Consider the following 20,554-nt stretch of genomic DNA (forward strand, 5'->3'; position numbering starts at 1 on the left):
CCCCCGGGGGCGGGAATCGCGCACTCCATATTTTGTTCACAAATGAATAGGTCCCTCAGTCGCATCACTGAGGTTAAAACTGAAGCATTGGCTTCTGATATTGGCGATGACCAGCTGTTTTATGAATATTGAGACATCGGCCATCTCTGGAGCGCCACTTTACTCCAAAAGCATCAGCTATTTGTTTCCCGTCGGTAAAAGGCAGGTTTTATTCGCCAAGCGTTCTTATATAGAGAGGTTCGGGTTCGAACCCGTGGCGCGGCAACAAAAAAGCGGCCGGCGTCCGCCAGTCGCTTTTCTATTCTATGGTGGGCCGTCAGGGGTTCGAACCCTGGACCTTGGGATTAAAAGTCCCCTGCTCTGCCAGCTGAGCTAACGGCCCGCGGGTGGCATTGTACCACGGTCTGGGACTATTCCCAACTCCATTGGCCGTTCTGGAAAATCACAACTTCACGTCCATCAGGCGTAATGCCCGTAATATCGATGTCGTCCGTGCCGATCATAAAATCGACGTGCGTGCTCGAGACGTTAACACCATGCTCCAGGAGCTCCTCCTTGGACATGTCGTACCCATCCTCGATACATTCGGGGAAACCGACACCTAGCGCGAGATGGCAGCTAGCGTTCTCGTCATAGAGCGTGTCATAGAACAGAACGCCACTTTCGCGGATCGGCGTGTTCTTGGAGATGAGCGCGACCTCACCCAAACGAGCGGCACCTTCGTCGGTGTCAATGATGCTCGCAAGCGTCGCCTTGCCCACGCGGGCATCGTAGTCCACTACGCGGCCGGCCTCGAACTTAATCCAAAAATCGTCAACCTTGTTCCCGTGGTGAATGAGCGGCATGGCCGAGTACACGATACCGTCGGCGCGCATACGATCAGGCGAGGTGAAGACTTCCTCGGTGGGAATGTTGGGGAAGAAGGGGTGCCCATCGGGCGTCTTGCCCTTGCCGCCGGCCCACTCGTGACCCTTCGTCATGCCAATCGTCAGATCGGTTCCATTTTCCGCGATGTAATGCAGGCGGTCAAAACGATTGTCGTTCAGGAAACGCAGGTTCTTTTCGAACGCCGCGTCATGAAGCTCCCAGTCGCTCTCCGGGTCCTGGCCATCGGCACGAGCGGTGTGCAGAATCGCATTCCACAGCTTATAGATTGCAACCTCATCGGCGTCTCCCGGGAACACCTCGCGAGCCCAGGCAACGACCGGCGCGCCGGCGATGCACCACGGGTTGATGTTGTAGTCCAGCCCACGGCGGAAGACCTTGCACTGCGTATTCCTTGCCTTGGAAGCCGCGGCGGGCTTGGCGGGATCGATACCCTTGAGAGCCGCAGGGTCCGCACCCTCGATAAAGATAAAGCAGGCACCGTCCTGGGCCAGGGAATCCAACTGCAGGCGCTTCCACTCGGGCGTCTGCTCAAAATAGCTTTTATCGACATGCTCGTACGTGAGCCTCGTCACGGCATCATCGGCCCAAATGACCGTCACGTGGCCAGCGCCGGCGTCATAAGCCTCCGCGACCACCACGCGGGCAAAAGGCGCGCACTCGACCGGAGACTGAACGACAACCTCCTGGCCGGGCTTGACGTTTACGCCCTTGCGGACAACCAGACGCGCATAGTTTTTAATCTTGGGCTCCAGGGCCTTCATGCCCTCCAGAGCTTCTTCGACCGTCAGGGCAGCTCGAATCATGTGCCACTCCATCTATCTATAGAACAGTAAAAAGGCGCGCCGCAAAAACGACGCGCCTTATATCTTAGCGATAAGTATGGATACAAGCGCTACTTCTTCTTGGAGGCCTTCGTGTCCTCCTCGGCAGCCGCGCGCTCAATAAGAGCGTTGAGCTTGTTCTCGGACATGCCCTCGGCCTGCGTGCGGTACATGTTGCGCAGGGGACGAATACGAACGAAGTCGTAGATAAAGTCACCCAAAATGACGATGTAAGACAAAACGATGCCGACCATCTGGACAGGGCTGGACACCATGCCAGCGGGAGCGAAGTACAGCGAAGCCCAAATGGCCACGACGAGCACCATGCCGATAGCGAGCACGGCCCACCAGATGCGGCGGCGCTTGGTGTAGTCCTCATCCTGCTTGAGAAGGATATTCGACACCGTGTAGATGCGATCCTCCTTGGCGCGCTGCTTAGCCTTGCGGGCGCGCTTCTCCTCTTTAGAGAGGCCCTCGAGGTTCTCGCCCTTCTCGAGCTCTTTGCGGCGTGCCTTAGACGAAGCCGGCACGACGCGGACAGAGCTCGCTGCCTGACGGGCGGGCTTGGCGGATGCGGCGGACTTGCGCGCAACCCCGGTAACTTCGTGGGATTGCGTGCGCTTGTTCGTGGCGCTACGGGTACTCACTTATGCGTTCTCCTTCATGCTTGTGAACTGGGCGCCCGTGATGATCTGGAAGGCCTCGCGATAGCGCTCGGACGTGCCATCGATGACCTCGGCGGGCAGATGCGGGGTCTCCCCCGTCATATCCCAGTTGGCTTTGAGCCAATTGCGGACGAATTGCTTGTCGTAGCTGGGCTGAATCTTGCCCTCCTCGTAGCTGGCGGCAGGCCAGAAACGGCTGGAGTCGGGCGTGAGGCACTCGTCGATCAGCGTAACCTTGCCATCGATGACACCGAACTCGAACTTGGTGTCGGCAATGATGATGCCACGGGTCGCTGCATACTCGGCGGCAGCCTTGTAGATCTTGAGGGAAAGGTCGCGAATCTGCGTGGCGATGTCCTCGCCCACGATCTCGCAGCAACGCTCGAACGAGATGTTCTCGTCGTGGTCACCGATCTCGGCCTTCGTGGACGGCGTGAACAGCGGCTCGGGAAGCTTGGAAGCCTCGGTCAGGCCCTCAGGCAGCTGGATGCCGCAGACGGTGCCGTTCTCGTCGTAGGTCTTCTTGCCCGAACCGGTCAGATAGCCGCGGACGATGCACTCGATAGGAATCGTCTGGGCCTTCTTAACCAGCATGGCGCGGCCGGCGAGGTAGTCACGATACTCAGCAAACTCCTCGGGGAAATCCGCCGGGTCGATGGAAACGAGATGGTTGGGGACGATGTCGGCAAACTTATCAAACCAGAATGCCGAGATGCGATTGAGCACCTCTCCCTTAAACGGAATCTCGTCGGGAAGAATGAAGTCGAACGCAGAAATGCGGTCGGTGGCGACCATCAGCAGGTTTTCACCGGCATCGTAGATATCACGAACCTTGCCACGGGAATCCGGACGACGCTCCATCGTTGTCACGTGAGTCACTCCTTACCAAAATACGACAGTAATGCGGGTTCTTTCCCGCACGTTTTCGCAAACTCGGAGCGGCAGGGACGAAACCCCTCCTTCACCGAATAGCGAAAAGCTAGTGCTCCATTGTAGTAGATGCCGCGTCCGCCGTGTGCTCGCGAGGCAGATGAATCGTAAAAGTCGTACCCTTTCCAAGCTCCGACTCCACGGAAATGTAGCCATGATGTCGCTCGACGATCTGTTTAGTCACGGCGAGGCCCACGCCCAGACCGCCCGCCTCACGGGCACGGCTGGCATCGGCGCGCCAAAAACGGCCGAAGATGCGCGACAAGTCATCCTTGGCAATACCGATGCCGGTATCAGAAACGGCGACGCTGACGTGTTTGCGGTCACTGAGCACCGACACCACGACCCAACCGCCCTCGGGGGTGTAGCGCATGGCGTTGCTCATGAGATTGATGACGCATTGTGTGATCATGTCGGGATCGGCTTCGACGACATCGTCGTGACCTTGGGTCTCGTCAGCAAAGCGCAAGCGCAGATCGCGGTCGACAAACAGGCGCTCCTGGGCATTGACGATGGAACGCACGAAAGGAACCATGTCCACCGGCTCAAGGTTGAGCGGAGCCGTGCTGTTTTCCATGCGCGATAGATCGAGCATCTGCTGCACCAGACGAGCCAGGCGACGCGTCTCGGAAGCAACAGTCTCCAAGTGCTCATCGTCGGTAGGATATACGCCATCCTGCATGGCCTCGACCGTTGCGAGCATGGCCATAAGCGGAGTACGAAGTTCGTGAGCCACGTCCGAGGTCAAACGTTTCTCGTGTTTCATATCCTTCTCGAGCGAAGTGGCCATCTCATCGAAGGTCTCACCCAGCTGATCAATCTCGTCATCGCCGCGTAAGCCCGTACGAGCAGACAGATCGCCATCGCGAATTTGCTTGGCCGTGCTGGTAATACGGTGAATCGGCTTGGTGAGCATGCGCGACACGAGTGATCCGATAACGACCGAAATGCAAACTGCAACAACCGCAGCAAGGGCCATGGCGTTAAAGGTCTTCTCCCTAAACGCAGAATCTGCCTTGGTGAGCAAGGCATCGGAGCCGATGGCCCACAGCTTTACTTGTCCGACATGCTCGCCGGAAGACGTTATGATTTCGACGTTTGCAACGCTATCGGAGCCGGTGGGAGCCGACGAGACCGGACTATGCGATGCTTTTTTCCCGCTCGAGCTGCTCGACGGCGATTCGTTCTCGCGCACATCGGCGGTCGCGCTTGCCGAAGGCCATGAGTCGTCATAAACGACAACGCCTTTCTTGTTGACGACCTGCATACCCAAATCGTCGGACACCAAACTCGATGTCGCGACCGTACGTAGCTCGCCCGCAGTCCAATTGCCGTTTTCCTCATACGACGTCGCAAGCTTTTCGGCAGCGGAATTTGCGATTTCGACGATATTGGAGCGCGTGTAATCCGAAAAGACCGTGCCCCACACAACAGAGACCACGCCCACCAGCACCAATACCGTCATGAGCGATGTCAGAGCAAAAGCAAGTGCCATGCGCGAGGGATAGCTCATCGTTGGCCGTGAATCGGAGCGAGGCGTGTTCCAACTAGCCTTGGAACCCGCCTCGCTCTCCTGCTTGTGCTTTTGTCCGATTTCAAAGCGCGCAGGTGTCATATGTGATTTCCCTATTTCTCGTCCGACTTATCGGTCTTGGCCGGAGCCTCGAAGCGATAGCCGACACCGTGGACGGTGTAGAGCCACTTGGGCTTCTTGGGATCATCGCCCAGCTTGGCGCGAAGGTTCTTCACGTGGCTATCGATGGTGCGCTCATAGCCCTCAAAGTCGTAGCCGAGCACCTTCTCGACCAGCTCCATGCGGTTGTAGACGCGACCGGGGTGACGGGCAAGCGTGGTGAGCAGCTTAAACTCGGAAGCCGTCAGGTCGACTTCCTTGCCCTCGACCAAAATCTTGTGGCCCGAGATATCGATGACCAGATCGCCGAAGTCGAGTACCTCGACGGCTGGCTCGTCGGCCTGATGGGCACGGCGGAACAGAGCGCGAACGCGCGCGACAAGCTCGCGCGGCGAGAACGGCTTAATCAGATAGTCGTCGGCGCCGAGCTCAAGACCGATAATACGGTCCTCGATCTCGCCCTTGGCAGTCAGCATGATGATGGGGACATCCGAGGTATCGCGAATGGTGCGGCAAACGCGCTCGCCGGGGATCTTGGGGAGCATAAGGTCGAGCACGACCAGGTCAAACTGATGCTTCTCGAACTCCTCGATCGCGGACTGGCCGTCGCCGACACCCACAACCCAGTAGCCTTCGCGCTCGAGATAGGCAGCGACGGCGTCACGGATTGCCTTCTCATCCTCGACCAGCAGAATCTTTTTTGCATCTGAAGCCATAACACGGCCCCCCTGTCTCAATCAGCTAAGAACAAGCCCATTTTAACGCACCTGAGCCCGCCGGATGCCACTATGACGCGGCAGCTCGGCGGGCGGTACTCACAATTACAACGCGTTTATTCCCCTGTTGGCGCCTTTTTAACCCCTCTAAGCTTAAAGAGAGAATAGGCGTGCGGTGACCGTCTCGGGTATACCCTGGCTGTTGCGCACCGTGGCGTACGTAAGGAATGAGTCCGATTTTCCCGCCGTAGCTGGATAATCGCCATATTCCAAAGCGCGGTCGGGCGACAGTAGCGAGCCATAGGTCTTGGCAGAAGTGTCGATGAGAAAATGCGATGACTGTACCTTAACGAGATATTTATTCTTCTTGCCGGCAGCACATGCGAGCGGCTCGCGGGACAGGAAGAGGTACGGCCCTCCCTCATTACCGATATACGTGCCCATGTTGCCCAAGCTGCCCACGCCACTATAGGTCGCCTCGATAGAAAACACGAAGGTATCGCCCATATATACGGCCTCGAAAGGCGAGACTGACGAGGGAAGGACTAGCTGGGCACGTTTGGTGTTGTTGCCGTCGGTCAGATCGATTGCCGTTATGCCGTAGTAGACACCCTCGTCGTTGCGAACACGCGGCGAGATGGTCAAAATGCCGTCGCTCGCACGCGGGGCCGATGCAAAGCGACCCGTCGATTTCCAAATTGTCTCGGCCTTGGATTCATCAAGCGAGCGACGATAGCAAAACGAATCACTACTCGTTTTATTGCCGCCTGCCGAAGGCATTTTATACCAGATGACTGATGACCCGAACGCCGTGAACAGTGGCGGATCATAGTCCTTGCCACCCCGATCGAGCTCAACCACGTCGCCAGAGAGCGAAGCGCCCGACAGATTTTGAGCGTAGAGCTTCCACGATGAATTGGCAAAGTTCATCTCAACCCACGCAAACACGCCATCGCCGGCGCGGACATCGTAAAACGAATACCCCGCACCTTCGATAGGATCCTCGATTAATGTGGTAAGCGAGCCGTCGCCCAAGTTGAACACGCCAAGCGTGTTGGCATGTAACGCAGACGCCGGGGCCATCATCGCCGCGGCGTAGTCACCATCGCAGTAGTACAGTAGCGTGCCCAGCGGCAGCGTCCACGAGGCCGCAGGCTCAAGATCGATATCGACGGCCTCATACTCATCAGTGATCGAGACGATCTTTGAGTCGTCCTTGATAACCTGCGGCTCGCCGGCGGCATCATCGCTGGTGCCCGTTTTTTTCGAGCATCCGGCAAGCACCGTGGCAGCGCCCGCGGCAGCCCCACCGAGTACAAAGCCGCGACGCGATATTCCGTTCTTGATGTGATCGGCGATACCCATTAGGCGATCTCGGCGCGAGCGGCCTCGATAGCGCGTGTAAGCTGGTCGGCGCAGGAGGTCTTTTTCATACCGCAGGTATTACCGGCGAGAACCTCGATGACGCGATCGGCAGGGGCGCCCTCGACCAGCTTAGAGATAGCCTTGAGATTGCCGTTGCAGCCACCGGTAAACTCGACGCCCACCACCTTGTTGCCGTCATCAGAAAGATCAAGGTGGATATTGCGAGCGCATACGCCCTGAGGCTTGTAATCAAAACTAATCATTGCGTTCCCCTCTCGTAAAGCAATTTCAGACGTCTATTATCCCCGTCCGAACCGATAAAGTATCGCGGGCACCGATTCAACATCCCCCGATGCGCAGACCGGCGACAGCAATGCTAGCAATCTGCTTCCCGAGCGTGGACTTTTCGTTTCTCTTGATACATGTTGTGGTCGGCGATGTGGTACATCTCGGTCAGCGAACATCCGGGTGTCTCTGCCGTCGCGACGCCAAACGACGCACTGACTGTCAACACCTCATCGCTCGCAGCAGCAAGGCTGAGGCGAAGATCTTGCACCACTTTGCATGCGGATTCGCGATCGGTGTGAGGGCAAATCAGCAAGAACTCGTCTCCACCAACGCGCATGGGTACAAATTTCTCGCCTGCCGCCCGCTTCAATACAGATGCAGTACGCCGTAGCAACTCATCGCCCATTTCGTGACCGTAGAGATCATTGGTGCGCTTGAGGAAATTGCAGTCCATCATGATCACACTCACGGGCAGGGACTCGTTCACCAGGTCGTCGCCAAGGGACTCAAGGTAATTTCTATTGCGAAGTCCCGTCAGCTTGTCCTGGAAAGAAAGCTCCTCGGCGCGCTTTGTCATCGAGATGTTATGCGTCGCCACGACGACCGATTCCAGTCGACCCTGCTCGTCGCGGCGCTGTGGAACAACCTGCAGCGAATACCACGTACCTCGGCAATCTCGTACCTCGGCATCCAAGTACGGCATGCCCTCCATACGATTCTGAAGCGTGCTTATATCTATTAGCTCCATGACCGCCTCGCGGCTTTCGGGACTCACGATGTCTCGGCAAGCCGTTGTCAAAAAGTCATACACCTCGGCGTGCTCGGCAAATATCTTTGCCACCGATGGCGACATGTTAATTCCCTCGATCTCGAGCGTATCGAGATGTAGCAGGAAGGTCGACTCATATATGGAACTGATAGCATTGATGATGCCGAGTTGCTTGTCCTTTTCGGCCAAATTGCGACGATCGGCAATGTTGCGCGCCAACAGCACTACAATCCAAAACGCCAAGCACACCAGCACGCCGGCAGCGATAAATGAAATCCTGCCCGACATGACCTCAGATTTGGGATAAAGCGCAAACAGGCGATAGTCCTCATACGCCGCACGCACGGCATACCAGGTACTTCCCCGATATTCGATACGTGTTAAGCCTTCGTCTTTCCAATCAATTCCGCTATCGGCAAGAAGCCGGGAAAGGGTTAGATCGACATTCGAATCGTTTGAGGAAACGATCTGCATATCGCGCATCACGAGCACCGTTGGGCTCTGATGGAATGTGTTGTTCACGAGCACGTCGGCGATCGTATACGAATAATCATCGGCGGGCTCGAGCGCAAGCGATCGATACCCCAGCGCTACGCCATCACCGTACGGAACAACACTCACGGCAAAATCGACATCGCGACGCTCAACGACCGTCGAGTAGGACACCTTGGATCCTCGATACATCGATGCGACCGACGAACAGGCGAGCTCCTCTCGCCACAGCATCAGCGGATCGCGACCATCAATATCGTAATGAGCGGCCATATGGCCGTCGGCGTCCATGACCAACATTCCCGAAAGGTGCTCGGTATGGACGTACTCCTCGACGAGGTCATCGTTGACTTCAACGTGATCAGACGGCAAGAACGTCGAAAACGACTCGAGCGCGGCATCCAAATTGTGCGTCGCTTCGGTTTTTCTTCCCTGTTCATATCGGTCATATTTTTCGCAGGCGTTTTTAAAAACACCATGGTTTCCTGGCCAAACCCAAGCGTTTTATCGAGACAGCGATGCGTGCCGACCATATACAGCAGACCCAACAAAGCAGCGCTGGCCACAACGCAGATAGCCGCGGTGACTAATGCCTTTCGGCGTAAGCGGCGCTCATCATTTGTCATGATTCCGCTCCTTGCCCGTCCGTCGTCGCCCCCGCCTTGTACTTGCCCACAATGCGCTCAATCGTGCCATCTCGATCCATCTCGAACAGCACGGTATTGAGGTTTTTGACGTACTCCCCCTCATAGCCGTCCTTAAACGCGACGCCAAGGTCAACCGTCATAACGTTGTCAGCGAACACGCAGTAAAGGCCGGGATACTGGGCGACAAGTCGATCAAGCGGCTGAACGTCCGCCATCCAACAGTCGACATACCCTTTGGCGAGGGCGGCTTTGCAGAGCTCGGCAGAACCGTACGATTTGATTTGCACGTCCGGCGAGATTTCCAGATCCCCTGCGAGCAATCGGCGCTCGCTCACCGAGCCCGCAATCACCGCGATGGTCTTGCTTCTATCGAGAGACGCCAAACCCTTGATACCACTCGTTTTCTTGGCGGCAACCGAGACTGTCACGGTCAGATACGGCTCAGTCCAGTAATAATCGTCTTCGCGATAATTGGGCGAATAGTCGCACCACAGACAATCGATATCGCCGTTTTTGAGCAGGCGATCGCGATCATTCCAAGATATGTCAACAAATTGCGGTTTGATTCCAGCACGCTTGCAGGCCTCGCGGGCGATATCGATATCGATACCGGCGTAGTCGCCTGTGGTATCAACATACACATAGGGATCGTTATCCGTAACGCCGATTTTAAGTACCGGGAGATCTTTATCGGCTTCGCTCGATGAGGTAGAGCTGCTTCGAACGGTATACGTCAGGGCGACCGCACAAACGGCAACAAGGAGTATGAGCACGGACGAGACGATGGCGCCTCGTTTGATACGTCTGGGCACACGGCTCTTTTCATCGAAACAGCAGATAAGGTTCATTTTATTACCAGGGGGCCAGTGCGGCAGTGAAAAAAGCGCCTTGCCCAAAACGGGCAAGGCGCCAATGGTTGAACTGCATCCGCAGGCGGTCGAATTAGGTCAACCCTACTCGAAGCTCAGCTGCTCCCGAATGCACCCCCGACCGCTGCCTCGTTCAGGCCGTTGGCGCCGACCGCGTATCTGGCGGTTTCCGACGCGCCGCACTGCACGCGACACACGGGCTGAAGTCTTTAACGTAAAAGCCCCGTTGGTAAAACGAGTTACCAACGGGGCTTGGACTGAAAGGTCGCGCTTCAACGAGAGGGGCGCCCTAGCGCTCGAGATGTTTGCGCATAAGCGCGAAGGCAATCAGCGAAGCGCCGACAACGGCCATAATAAAGGCGACAGCAAGGGCCTGGTCGCCCGTGTTGGCGAGCGTACCCTTAGTAGTCTTAGCAGACTTTTTGGTTACCTTGGTCGTCGTCTGCTGACCGGGCTGGGACGGCGTCGCGGGCTGAGTCGGCTCCCCCTTGGCCTCCTCGCCCGTCACCACGTACGTCGAGAAGTGGCTCGTTCGGAAGCAGAGGTAGTCGCCCTCGGTCCACGTATCCATAGCCTGAGTGGAACCATCCTCGGCAACGTAGAGCACCTTGAGATTGGTGAGCGCCTTCATGGCAGCAGTCATCTTGACACGGACGATGAAGGACATGCCTTCGTAGTCCTCGATAACCTCGCCGTCCTTGAGAAGCTTGATATCGAGCTTATCGGCAACCTTGGTACTCCCCTGCTCAAGGCCGGAAATCGTAGCATTGGCGGCGTCGGTAAGATTTGTCGGTTCCTCGACCACAAGAGAGACGCTGTTGTTCTGGGCAATGCCGGCAGCGGCATTGTTCTCGGCGCTTACGCTAACGTCCGTTCCGTCGCTACCCGCAACGCCCGCAATGGTCCTCGCCGCCACAGTAACGGTACAGGTCGTTGTTTTGTCACCACAGGTGGCGGTGATCGTGGCGGTACCGGCCTTAAGCGGCGTCACGACGCCGTCTTTGACCGTAGCGATCGACGAGTCGCTGGAGGCCCAGCTCACCGTCGTATCATCTGCATCGGCAGGACTCACCGTTGCGGAGAGCTTTACGGAGGCATCACCGACGGTAAAGGACAGGCTCGTCTTGTCGAGCTCGACTTTCTGGACGGGGTTGGTCACGGTCACCGAGACGGTTTGGGAGAGCGATTCTGCAGTAATGACAAATGAGCCAGAACCGGTCTTGAGGGCGGTAACGGTGTAGGAGCCATCGCCGTTGTCGACAACCTTAAACGCCTTCGAAGCGCCCGTGTTATCCAGAGCAAGCTTGGTCTCGTCGACCTCGCCCGCAAGGGCTCCAACAAGAGAAATCTTCACGGTGCGCTCTTCGCCCTTCTTGAGGTTAAGAGCGGTCTGGTCGACCGTAAGGTTCGTTGCGGGGTTGGAAACAGTCACCGCGCAATCCTGAGAATAGGTGCTATCTTCGGTCGAAGCAGTGATGGTTGCGGCGCCCTTGGAAACAGACGTCACTTTGCCGGTTTGATCGACCGTAGCGACGCTGTCGTTACTGGACTTCCAGACAACCGTCTGGTCAGCCTCCGCGGGAACGACCGTTGCCTTAAGCTGCTCGGTTGCAGCGCCCACAAGCGTGACCTTCTGCTTATCGAGTGTGATACCCGTTGCAGGTTGAATAACCGTCACCTTGCACGTGGCGCTATACTCGCCGTCCTCAGTGGTAACGGTGATCGTGGCAGCACCGGCCTTGACCGGGGTCACGACGCCGTCCGCAACCGTGGCGACCTCCGGGTCGCTCGAAGACCAGGACACATTCTTATTCGTTGCATTGTTGGGCTCAACCGTTGCGGTCAACGTCGAGGGCTCACCGCCCACAGCAAGCTTAAGATTCGACGCGCTGAGACTGACGCTCGAGACCCTTACTACCGGAGTGGTTACCGTAATTGTATCCGTGGTTGCAGAGACTCCATCAACTGTTGCCGTGATCGTGGCATTACCGTCACCGACAGCGATAACAAGACCGTTGCCATCGACGGTAAGGACGCTCTCGTTAGAAGAGGACCAGACAACCTTACTGGCCTTATCGTCAGGGGAAACCTTTGCCTTCAACTGCTGAGTCGTGCCCTTGTCCATAGATGTTGAGTAACCATCCGTAATGGAGACCGTAGTTTTTGCAGGTTCCTCGCCCGGCTTGACGACGTGAACGGTCATAGTGTCGCAGAGACGACCACCCAAGTACATTGAAACCGTTGCATCGCCGTAACTATGAGGCACTAAATACCCCAAGTAACTGCCACCATTAAACATCGGTCCTTTTACCTCGAGGACATCGGGATTATCTGAAGTGAAAGAATACTTTGCGCCGGCATAGGAGTCCATCAATTCCTCAGCGCTTTCGCTCAGCACGCCCTTTGGATATTCAAACCCCCTGTCACATTCCAGCCAAAGCCAATCTTTGGATATACTATCTGAACTGACCTCACAGGGAAATGTATAATCGCTCGACACAAACTTAGCCTTCGAAAGGCTCACTTCCGCAGGGTCGACAACCTCTATCTCAAAGGGATGGTCATTGCCAAGGCCATCACGAGCATGAGCCTTAACGGTGCCAGGCTTTATTGCCTTAAACGAGTTTTCACCATCGGTAAGCTCAACAACATCGCTGCTTTCTAGAGAATAGGTTACAGAGCTAACGAGCGCATCCCAATGTGCACGCTGGCATGCCTTCAGTGCTTCATTTGGGGAAACGTTGAGAATGGCAGAAAGATAAGAGCTGTCCCCAACCAGCATCTTTTGTTTTTTGTTCCCACGCTCATTGAATCCAGGCTCCTGATTCTCGGTTACAACATCACATAACTTCTTCGTCTCGGTCTCGCCGTTGCAATAGTCGACAAGAACCTTGGCCTCTTTTGCATCTTTCGCCAACGCCTCGAGTTGCAAAGAAGCGCTTAGCTCAGAAGTTCCATATGAATAATAATTCGAATTCACCCTTGCCTGAACTTTGGAATCCTTTGAGGGATCTTCCTTTATTTCAAAATATGTAGCCGCACGGGTCTCGTCCTTGGGGCGAACGTAAACTGTCCCCTCTAGCAATGCATAGTGCGTGTTCCCGCATTTTTGCGGACAATCATCCGTGTAACCCAGCGTTGCAGTCGTTGTCGTCGCACCGGATTGGTCATAGGATACGAAACTCACCTTAATTGGATTGACATTAGCCACGCTCTTAATCTTAAGAGAACCGTTTAAACTCTCGTCAGCCCTGCTCTTCATGGTTATAGTCGTTGTGCCGACTTTGGTGGGACTAATTGTCAACACCCAATCACGTGATTTATAGCTCACTTTAGCGATATCCTCATCAGACGATGTGATATCGATATCACTAGGGTCAATGGGCGCCCATTCGTGATTTTTATTAAAAAAGGAAAGCCTTCCTTTCACCGTCTGTCCAACAGCGACATCAAATTCTGACCACACATCGCCTGTAGACGAATCGTATGGGAGAAACGATGCACCCATGGAACCATCCTGCGACTCCAGCATGACAGCATCCGCATGCGGGGCGGCCACCGTCAGCCCAAACGTTGCCGCCGTTAAAGCAACGCAGATGCCTGCGGCTATCCTCCAAAACCCTTTTCTCATTCCCCTAAGTCCAATCTCTCGTGAAAAAACGCAGCATTCTCCCACACCTTAAAATTGGCTTAAGGATACCCCCCCCCAACGAGCACTTGCAAGCTAACGTTTGCCAGAAGGGGCAAATTAACGGCAAGCGACATTTCTGCAATATACCATCATCCGCTGAAGTGTGACTTTCCCGACGCTCCCACGCAAAAGCCCCGTTGATAAACGCGTTACCAACGGGGCTTGGGCTGAAAGGCCGAGCTTCAACGGAGGCCGAAAGTAAACTGATCGGTTTGACTTCGTCCCCAATCGATCAGTTAGAACTCGAGCTGCTCCAGGCGATCGAAGACTGTGTCGATGCGGGTGAGGAAGTCCCACGGGTCAAAGATCTCGTCGAGCTTCTCCTGGCTGACGGTGCAGCGCGGATCAGCCTCGAGACGCTCCTTAAAGGTGGGACCGGAGACGCAATCCTGCACCTCGTGCCAGGTAGCCATGGCGTTTTCCTGCACGATCGCATAGGCATCTTCGCGGGTGATGCCCGTATCGACGAGGGCCAGCAGGACCTTGGAGGAGAAGATGAGACCGCGAGTCTTGTTGAGGTTGGCCATCATGCGAGCCGGATACAGCTGCAGGCCGTCGATAACGCGAATGAGACACTGGAACATGTGGTCGAGCGCGATGAAGCTATCGGCCTGGGCGACGCGCTCGGCAGAGGAGTGCGAAATGTCGCGCTCGTGCCACAGGGCGACATTGTCGAAGGCGACCTGGGCGTTGGACTTCACGATGCGCGACAGGCCGCAGACCTTCTCCATGGTGATCGGGTTGCGCTTGTGCGGCATGGCGGAGCTGCCCTTTTGACCCTTGCGGAACGGCTCCTCGGCCTCAAGCGTATCGGTCTTCTGCAGATTGCGAACCTCGGTAGCGATGCGCTCGCAGGTGGCCGCGGTGGTGGCAAGAACGCCGGCGAGATAGGCGTGATGGTCGCGGCTGATAACTTGCGTGGACAGCGGGTCATGAACCAGGCCCAGGTGCTCGCAGACATACTCCTCGACAAACGGCTCGATGGAGCTGTACGTGCCGACAGCACCCGAGATGGCACCGAAGGCAACATTCTTGCGGGCGTCCTCAAGGCGATCCAGATCGCGCTTGAGTTCCCAGGCCCAAGAGCCGAACTTCATGCCGAAGGTCATCGGCTCGGCGTGGATGCCATGAGTGCGGCCGGCACAGAGCGTGTTGCGCTCCTCAAAGGCGCGACGCTTGCAAATCTCGCCGAGCTTCTTGACGTCCTCGATGATCAGGTCGCAGGCCTGGGTGAGCTGGTAGCACAGAGCCGTGTCGCCCAGATCGGAGCTGGTCATGCCATAGTGAACCCAGCGGCTGGGCTTGGGGTCGCCCTCGGGAACATCGGCGTCGATGTACTCCTTCATGTTGGTCAGGAAGGCGATGACGTCGTGGCGCGTGACCTCCTCGATCTCGTCGACCTTTGCCTTCTCAAAGTTAGCATGGTCGCGGATCCACTGGGCTTCGTCTTTAGAAATGCCGATCTTGCCGAGCTCCGCCTGGGCCTCACAGGCCAGGACCTCGATCTCCTGCCAAATGGCGTACTTGTTCTCGAGGGAGAAGATGTGTCCCATCTCCGGGCGGGTATAGCGATCGATCATAGCGGCTCCTTTTTGGTTATTGGCACGTTGGTCGTAACCCAACCATTGTACCGTGCGCAGGTGCAAGTATGGGCAGCAGGCATTAACCTAACATTTTGGAATTGGAGCGGGCATGGGGACATCCGCGTATTTGCTTCGCAAATCCGCACCGGCTTCAGTGGCATACCGAGATCCGGGGAAGTGCGGGAGCAAAGCGGGCTGAATCTACCATTCCCGAAATCTTCCTTGCTCCATGGAGCGGGCAACGGGACGTCCGCGTATTTGCTTCGCAAATCCGCACCGGCTGCGGTCGCCTATCGGCGACCTTGCCTGCTCGCTATAAACGCTTCGCGTTTATTTAACGCTCGCACCCTGTCGGGTTCGAGTCCCGGCACTTTATTGAAAAAAAAAGCACGGCACCGTGATGGTGCCGTGCTTGTGCTCTTAACTGGAGCGGGCAACGGGACTCGAACCCGCGAGTGTCAGCTTGGGAATCTTACACGCAAATGTTCAAAGAGATAAAAAGCGTCGCTATCGTTGCAGGTAAAACGCGCGTTATGTGCCATAATGTGCAACGTAGACCAAAGCAGTACACGCTATTTGGTCTACGTTTGGTCTACGTTTTGGTCTACGGAGCACGCATGGAATACACGCACTACATAGCCGCGAACCTCGAAAGCAGGGGCGGGAAATACCGCGCGGCGCTGAAATACATCGACGAGGACGGCGCGAGGAGGAAAACGACCAAAGCCCTCAAGGCCACCGGGAAACGCGCGGCCCAAAAGGAGCTGGAGCAATGGCGCGAGGAGATGGAGGCCGACTGGGGCCAAAGACAGCGCGAGGGCGCGGCGTTGGCTGTTCTGGGGTTCGAGCCGGAGACGGTGCTTACCGTAGCCGCCTACGTTCGCCGCTATATCGACGGCAAGCGCCCGAGCATCGACCCGTCAACGTTCAACGAGTACGGGCGTCTACTCGACAACATCATTTCCCCGCTGCTCGGGGAGGTGGCGCTTTCCGATCTCAACCCGGACATGGTGAGGGCGTGGGTCGCCAAGATGGGCGAGACGTATGCCCCCGGCACGATGAAAAAGGCGCTCACACTGCTACGGTCTGCGTGCAATCAGGCCGTCGATACCGATTTGTTGGGCAAAGACCCGACCCGAGGCGTAAAGCCGCCCAAGGCCGGACGCCCGCGCCCCAACTCGCTTACCGCCGAGGGCGTGCGAACCGTGCGCGAGGTGCTCAGGGTAGCGGGCATGACGCCCGCCATGCTCGGGGTCAAAATCGCCCTATACACGGGCATGAGGGAGGGCGAGATATGCGGCCTCCGGTGGGCGAACGTCGATACAGATAGCGGCGTGCTCAAGGTGGAGGACAGCATAGGCCGCGACGGGACGAGGTTCTACGCCAAAGACCCCAAGAACGACGGCAGCGCCCGCGCGGTGTATTTCGGCTCAGAGCTTGCCGCCGATCTCGTGGCCCGGCGCGAGGAGATGGAGGCCGCCTGCCGTGCCGCGGGCGTGCCGTTCACCGGGGCGCTCTACGTGCTCGGGGACATTCGCGGCGGTTTCATGCGCCCCAACACGATTTGGCAGAGGTGGCGCAACCTTGCCGAGGCGCTGGAGCTGAAAGGGACGAGGGGAACCCGTCCGACGTTCCACGACCTACGCCATACGTTTGCGACCATGGCTGTAGCGGCCCACGTGGACATTAAAGCCATCTCAGCATCTATGGGGCACTCGAACGCCGCCATGACGCTCAACATCTACGCCGACGCGACAGCCGAGGGCAAGCAACGCGCGGCCCAGACCATGCAAACCGTTTTGTCGGGCGGTGAGGCGTGATGGGTGCCGACTATATCGAACATCAGGACAAGCACGGTAAAACAAGGGCAATTTCCCTAAGCGTCGAGGCCGTCGAAAGGCTCAATGAGAGGGCGGGGCGCTACGGAGTCCCCCCGTTCTCAACGTTCCTCGACGGCGGGCGCGGTATCGTGGATTTACTCAAAAGATTCGACATTCCCCGGAAAGAGCTAGCCGCCGAATTGCAGGTATCCCCGGCGACGATGACGAACTGGACAAGACGCGATGACCTTGACCCGTGCAGAGTTCAACGTGTGCTTGAGGCCGTTTCGGAGATACTGCGCAGGCGAGGGGCCGCTGACCCCGACGCAGATATTGCACGCTACGTTGCGCCGAAAATGGCTCCATCTCCGCGCATAGACGCTGCGAAGAATAAACGCATGTTTGTATCCGAGGCGTTGAACCGGCTGACTGATCAACAAGTCGATATGCTGCTAGAGGTTATGCGCGGACTGATGTTTTGCAATGGCGAAACAGAGAAGGCAAACGAATTGGCGAGAGCCATCGCGGCGCTAGAGGCAACGCAAAAATGAAAATCTATTCAATCCGCCCGTCACGTTTACTGGAGTCACTAAACCGCATTGACATAGTGCCAGCACGGATAGACCGATAATTTAACAGCACGTCGAGAAACAGGCGCTCTACTGAATAATCGCAGGTAGAGCGCCTGTTTTATGTTTCGTTACAACATGGCTATAACCGTTATAGAGCGCTCAAGAAGATAGCAACCGAACCACTGGAGGACATACCAATGTGCACTCAGGAACATCTCGACGAACTCAGGAAAGCCGCGAACGAGGGCCGCTATTCCGATATTCCCAACCCGCTCACGGCACCGGAGGCGGCAGCTATCGCCCGTCGCTCGCGCGTGACTATCGCCCGCGCCTGCCAAAGCGGACAGCTCAAAGCCTCGAACACGGGCACCCGCTGGAACGTCAACCGTGATTCCCTGCTCGCATACGCGGGCCTTATCTAGGGCGCGGCGCATGAGGCCGATCAGGGCGGCGCTGGGGGCCGCGAGGCACGCGGCGAACGCCGACGTAGCGGGAATGACCGGGCGGCAGATGGGCGAGGAGATAGACCGCCTCACGGCCCGTCTAGCCGCCAAGGGGTACAGACAGCCCTACCGCGCTTGGGCGCGGGGCCGTATCGAGGCCATCGGGCGCGAGATAGTGAGGCGAAAGAGAGGGGGCGGCGGCAGTGTGGAACGAGGACATTAGGCCCGTACCCGTGAACATGGGGAGGCTCATAACGTCGGCTCAGGCGGGCGCGGTACTCGATCTCAGCGAGAGGGACGTTCGCCGCCTCATCAGACATGGGACGCTCGACGAGGTGCGCATAGGGCGGCGCGTCTACGTAACCCGCAAGTCGGCACTCGCACTCGTGGGGGTGAACGATGGATAGCGAAAAGCGGACAGAGTACCGCCGAGAGGTCGAGCGCCGGGCGGCGGCACTCAGGCGCATGAGGAAAGACCGGGGCATTGCGAGCGGCAAGCCCCCGTGCGCATACGACAAGATCCAACTGCGGGATTACCTAGCGTCGCTCAGGATAGAGGACGAGGGCGAGCGGTGCGCCTACCTTGCCGCGCTCATCGACTATTGGTTCACGGGCGTGTGCCCCGACCATCTGGACGGCGTGCCCCGCGCCTATTTCGACGCAAATGCCGACCGCCTCAGCGACGCCCGCGAGGACTCGTGGCGAAAGGCCAACATGCTGCGGGACATAGACCTCACCGGGTGGCTGGAGGACGGGAACGGCAACGTTCCCCCAGTTGGAGAGGGGGTGTCACACCCCGTGTCAGACCCCGTGCCAGACGGGGTGTGCACACAGCATAGCTATAAACTACTACCTACTAGCTATGACCTATCCGCTACTAGCCATGGGCCTATAAGCCCAATGGCTAGTAGCGAGGAGGCTACCGACTATGAGCGAGGCCCCGGCGTTTTCGAGACGGGCGAGACGTTCTTTCACGCCCCGTGCCCCGTATGCCACGAGGCGGTGAGGGCATGGATAGACGGCAGCGGCCTAATCGTTTCGAGATGCGACAGGCACGGCATGAAAACCGTCGGCCTGCCGCCATCGGGTCTGGAGGCCGTGAGGGGGAACGGTCGAAACTCATACGTGCTCAGGGAAAGCGGGGAGCATGGGGAGGGCTAGGGCCGCTATCCATGCCGAATGGGTGCCCGATGCCCTCAGCCGTTCCCGGTGGAGCGCTGCGCACGCCCTCAAAGAGATCGAGGAGGCGGAGGCCGAGGCAACGGGAAAGCGCAAGCACCGCTAACTAGGAATCGCTTGATGTCCTGCGGAAATACCTACCTGAATCAAGTAAAATATTCGAAGAGATGCTTGAGGAGCTGATTTGATGGAAAGTCAGGTTAAGCAGGAGAAGATTGCAAAAGCTCGTATCGAGAAGGCCGAACCCGTCTTTATTGAGATGTTCGGCTATGAGCCTATGTTCTACGGGCACATTTGCGAATATGCCGACCTTCTGGAAGAGTCCATCTCGTCCGGTGAGTCTAAGCTCATGGAGCATGACTCTAGCATCTTCCTTTAGCCCATCAATCGGCTAATCGGTCTAACTGCTTGCCCAGTTCAGCCCCGCCCCGGCGGGGCTTTTTCATGCCGGGGCGAACCCGCGAGGCGGGGCCGGGGACGTGGCTTGTGCAGGGTTTCGGCGTTTCGCCGGGACATGCGGAGCGAGGCCGCCGAGGGCGCGGCGTCGGTGCAACATGGGGAGCGCCGGGACGGAACGGAGAGACGAGGAGGAGACATGGCGACTCGATTTATCGGGGGCATGATCGCCGAGGGCCTGCCGGAGATAGCGGGCGCGGTACCCGCTGCGGGGGGGGGAGCGTCGTGGAGGTGGACACAGCGCTAGAGCCGGAACGCGGCGATTTGGTGGCGTGCTCGACCGCCGACGATTGCCCCTCAGCGCCCCAGATTGCCCGTATTCGGCGCGTTGACGCCGAGGCGGGGCGTTGGAGGTGCAGCCGTTGGACACGGCCCTAGAGGCCGCCACGGTGGCCCGAGACGCCAAACCGGAGGACGGGCTTACCGTTGACGGCGTGATAGTGGCCGCCTACGCCCCCGTCTACGTGAGGGGCCGGGGCGGGGAACATTGGCTCAGGGCCTAGCGCCCCGCATGGGCGGCCCCATCGCCGGGGCGGTATCGGGGCGCGGACTCCGTAGACCAAAAACCGCGCTCGTTCCAAGCCGATACCGCGCCGAGGGCGGGGCCGTTCAACCTGAAGTTTCTGAAGCCCTAAAAAGGCCGTTCAATCTCAATAATCGCAAGCCTAAAAAAGGGGCCGTATCCCAGGGTACCGTCAAGATTCTTTCGCAAATTGATCGAGGCGGC

General features: G+C 57.5%; 18 protein-coding genes and 1 tRNA gene. 7 read left to right on the plus strand and 12 right to left on the minus strand.

Annotated features, from left to right (window positions below; genetic code table 11):
* Nucleotides 1-306 precede the first annotated feature (306 nt).
* The 12 genes from DWY03_RS09285 to purB all read right to left on the minus strand — a co-directional run bounded on the left by DWY03_RS09285 (nucleotide 307) and on the right by purB (nucleotide 15,354).
* Nucleotides 307-382: transfer RNA gene (locus DWY03_RS09285), tRNA-Lys, on the minus strand.
* A gap of 28 nt (nucleotides 383-410) precedes the next feature.
* On the minus strand, nucleotides 411-1,691 hold the full coding sequence (locus DWY03_RS09290; RefSeq protein ID WP_117840631.1) for an aminopeptidase: 1,281 nt from the start codon (nucleotides 1,689-1,691) through the stop codon (nucleotides 411-413).
* Nucleotides 1,692-1,780: 89 nt separating this feature from the next.
* Nucleotides 1,781-2,356 (minus strand): hypothetical protein, encoded by a 576-nt coding sequence (locus DWY03_RS09295; RefSeq protein WP_117840633.1) that lies wholly within the window; start codon nucleotides 2,354-2,356, stop codon nucleotides 1,781-1,783.
* Nucleotides 2,357-3,235 carry a phosphoribosylaminoimidazolesuccinocarboxamide synthase gene (locus DWY03_RS09300; protein ID WP_117640628.1) on the minus strand — a complete coding sequence of 293 codons (879 nt, stop codon included), beginning with the start codon at nucleotides 3,233-3,235 and terminating at the stop codon, nucleotides 2,357-2,359.
* A gap of 118 nt (nucleotides 3,236-3,353) precedes the next feature.
* Entirely contained in the window at nucleotides 3,354-4,919 is a 1,566-nt protein-coding gene (locus tag DWY03_RS09305) for a cell wall metabolism sensor histidine kinase WalK (protein ID WP_117584007.1), read from the minus strand.
* An 11-nt stretch (nucleotides 4,920-4,930) separates the two neighbouring features.
* On the minus strand, nucleotides 4,931-5,653 hold the full coding sequence (locus tag DWY03_RS09310; protein WP_006236208.1) for a response regulator transcription factor: 723 nt from the start codon (nucleotides 5,651-5,653) through the stop codon (nucleotides 4,931-4,933).
* Between the two features lie 153 nt (nucleotides 5,654-5,806).
* Nucleotides 5,807-7,018 (minus strand): twin-arginine translocation signal domain-containing protein, encoded by a 1,212-nt coding sequence (locus DWY03_RS09315; protein WP_117840635.1) that lies wholly within the window; start codon nucleotides 7,016-7,018, stop codon nucleotides 5,807-5,809.
* The gene (locus DWY03_RS09320) at nucleotides 7,018-7,281 is read right to left on the minus strand and encodes a TIGR03905 family TSCPD domain-containing protein (protein WP_117629999.1); all 264 of its coding nucleotides are present in this window, start codon (nucleotides 7,279-7,281) and stop codon (nucleotides 7,018-7,020) included. Before DWY03_RS09320 ends, DWY03_RS09315 begins: the two co-directional genes overlap by 1 nt.
* A 113-nt stretch (nucleotides 7,282-7,394) precedes the next feature.
* Nucleotides 7,395-8,972 carry a diguanylate cyclase gene (locus DWY03_RS09325; protein WP_117840637.1) on the minus strand — a complete coding sequence of 526 codons (1,578 nt, stop codon included), beginning with the start codon at nucleotides 8,970-8,972 and terminating at the stop codon, nucleotides 7,395-7,397.
* A 217-nt stretch (nucleotides 8,973-9,189) separates the two neighbouring features.
* On the minus strand, nucleotides 9,190-10,026 hold the full coding sequence (locus DWY03_RS09330; protein WP_158558651.1) for an ABC transporter substrate-binding protein: 837 nt from the start codon (nucleotides 10,024-10,026) through the stop codon (nucleotides 9,190-9,192).
* A 346-nt stretch (nucleotides 10,027-10,372) separates the two neighbouring features.
* Entirely contained in the window at nucleotides 10,373-12,349 is a 1,977-nt protein-coding gene (locus DWY03_RS10100; protein ID WP_158558652.1) for an Ig-like domain-containing protein, read from the minus strand.
* 1,661 nt (nucleotides 12,350-14,010) lie between these two features.
* Nucleotides 14,011-15,354 (minus strand): adenylosuccinate lyase, encoded by a 1,344-nt coding sequence (gene purB, locus DWY03_RS09340; protein ID WP_117840643.1) that lies wholly within the window; start codon nucleotides 15,352-15,354, stop codon nucleotides 14,011-14,013.
* 620 nt (nucleotides 15,355-15,974) lie between these two features.
* Here purB and DWY03_RS09345 point away from each other — a divergent pair.
* The 7 genes from DWY03_RS09345 (at nucleotide 15,975) to DWY03_RS09375 (ending at nucleotide 19,750) form a co-directional block, all read left to right on the plus strand.
* A complete protein-coding gene (locus DWY03_RS09345; protein WP_158558653.1) occupies nucleotides 15,975-17,177 on the plus strand; it encodes a tyrosine-type recombinase/integrase in 1,203 nt (400 codons plus the stop codon).
* A complete protein-coding gene (locus DWY03_RS09350; protein WP_117840647.1) occupies nucleotides 17,177-17,728 on the plus strand; it encodes a hypothetical protein in 552 nt (183 codons plus the stop codon). The genes DWY03_RS09345 and DWY03_RS09350 overlap by 1 nt, the downstream gene beginning before the upstream one ends.
* Before the next feature lie 218 nt (nucleotides 17,729-17,946).
* The gene (locus DWY03_RS09355; RefSeq protein WP_117840649.1) at nucleotides 17,947-18,171 is read left to right on the plus strand and encodes a helix-turn-helix domain-containing protein; all 225 of its coding nucleotides are present in this window, start codon (nucleotides 17,947-17,949) and stop codon (nucleotides 18,169-18,171) included.
* 260 nt (nucleotides 18,172-18,431) lie between these two features.
* Entirely contained in the window at nucleotides 18,432-18,599 is a 168-nt protein-coding gene (locus DWY03_RS10365; protein ID WP_117840653.1) for a helix-turn-helix domain-containing protein, read from the plus strand.
* A complete protein-coding gene (locus DWY03_RS09370) occupies nucleotides 18,592-19,353 on the plus strand; it encodes a hypothetical protein (RefSeq protein WP_117840655.1) in 762 nt (253 codons plus the stop codon). The genes DWY03_RS10365 and DWY03_RS09370 overlap by 8 nt, the downstream gene beginning before the upstream one ends.
* The gene (locus DWY03_RS10105) at nucleotides 19,340-19,477 is read left to right on the plus strand and encodes a hypothetical protein (protein WP_156058434.1); all 138 of its coding nucleotides are present in this window, start codon (nucleotides 19,340-19,342) and stop codon (nucleotides 19,475-19,477) included. The genes DWY03_RS09370 and DWY03_RS10105 overlap by 14 nt, the downstream gene beginning before the upstream one ends.
* Before the next feature lie 81 nt (nucleotides 19,478-19,558).
* Nucleotides 19,559-19,750, plus strand: coding sequence for a hypothetical protein (locus DWY03_RS09375; protein WP_117840657.1), 192 nt, complete (start codon nucleotides 19,559-19,561; stop codon nucleotides 19,748-19,750).
* Nucleotides 19,751-20,554: the final 804 nt, after the last annotated feature.

It is taken from the genome of Collinsella sp. AF23-2, assembly GCF_003459245.1.
Taxonomy (GTDB): domain Bacteria; phylum Actinomycetota; class Coriobacteriia; order Coriobacteriales; family Coriobacteriaceae; genus Collinsella.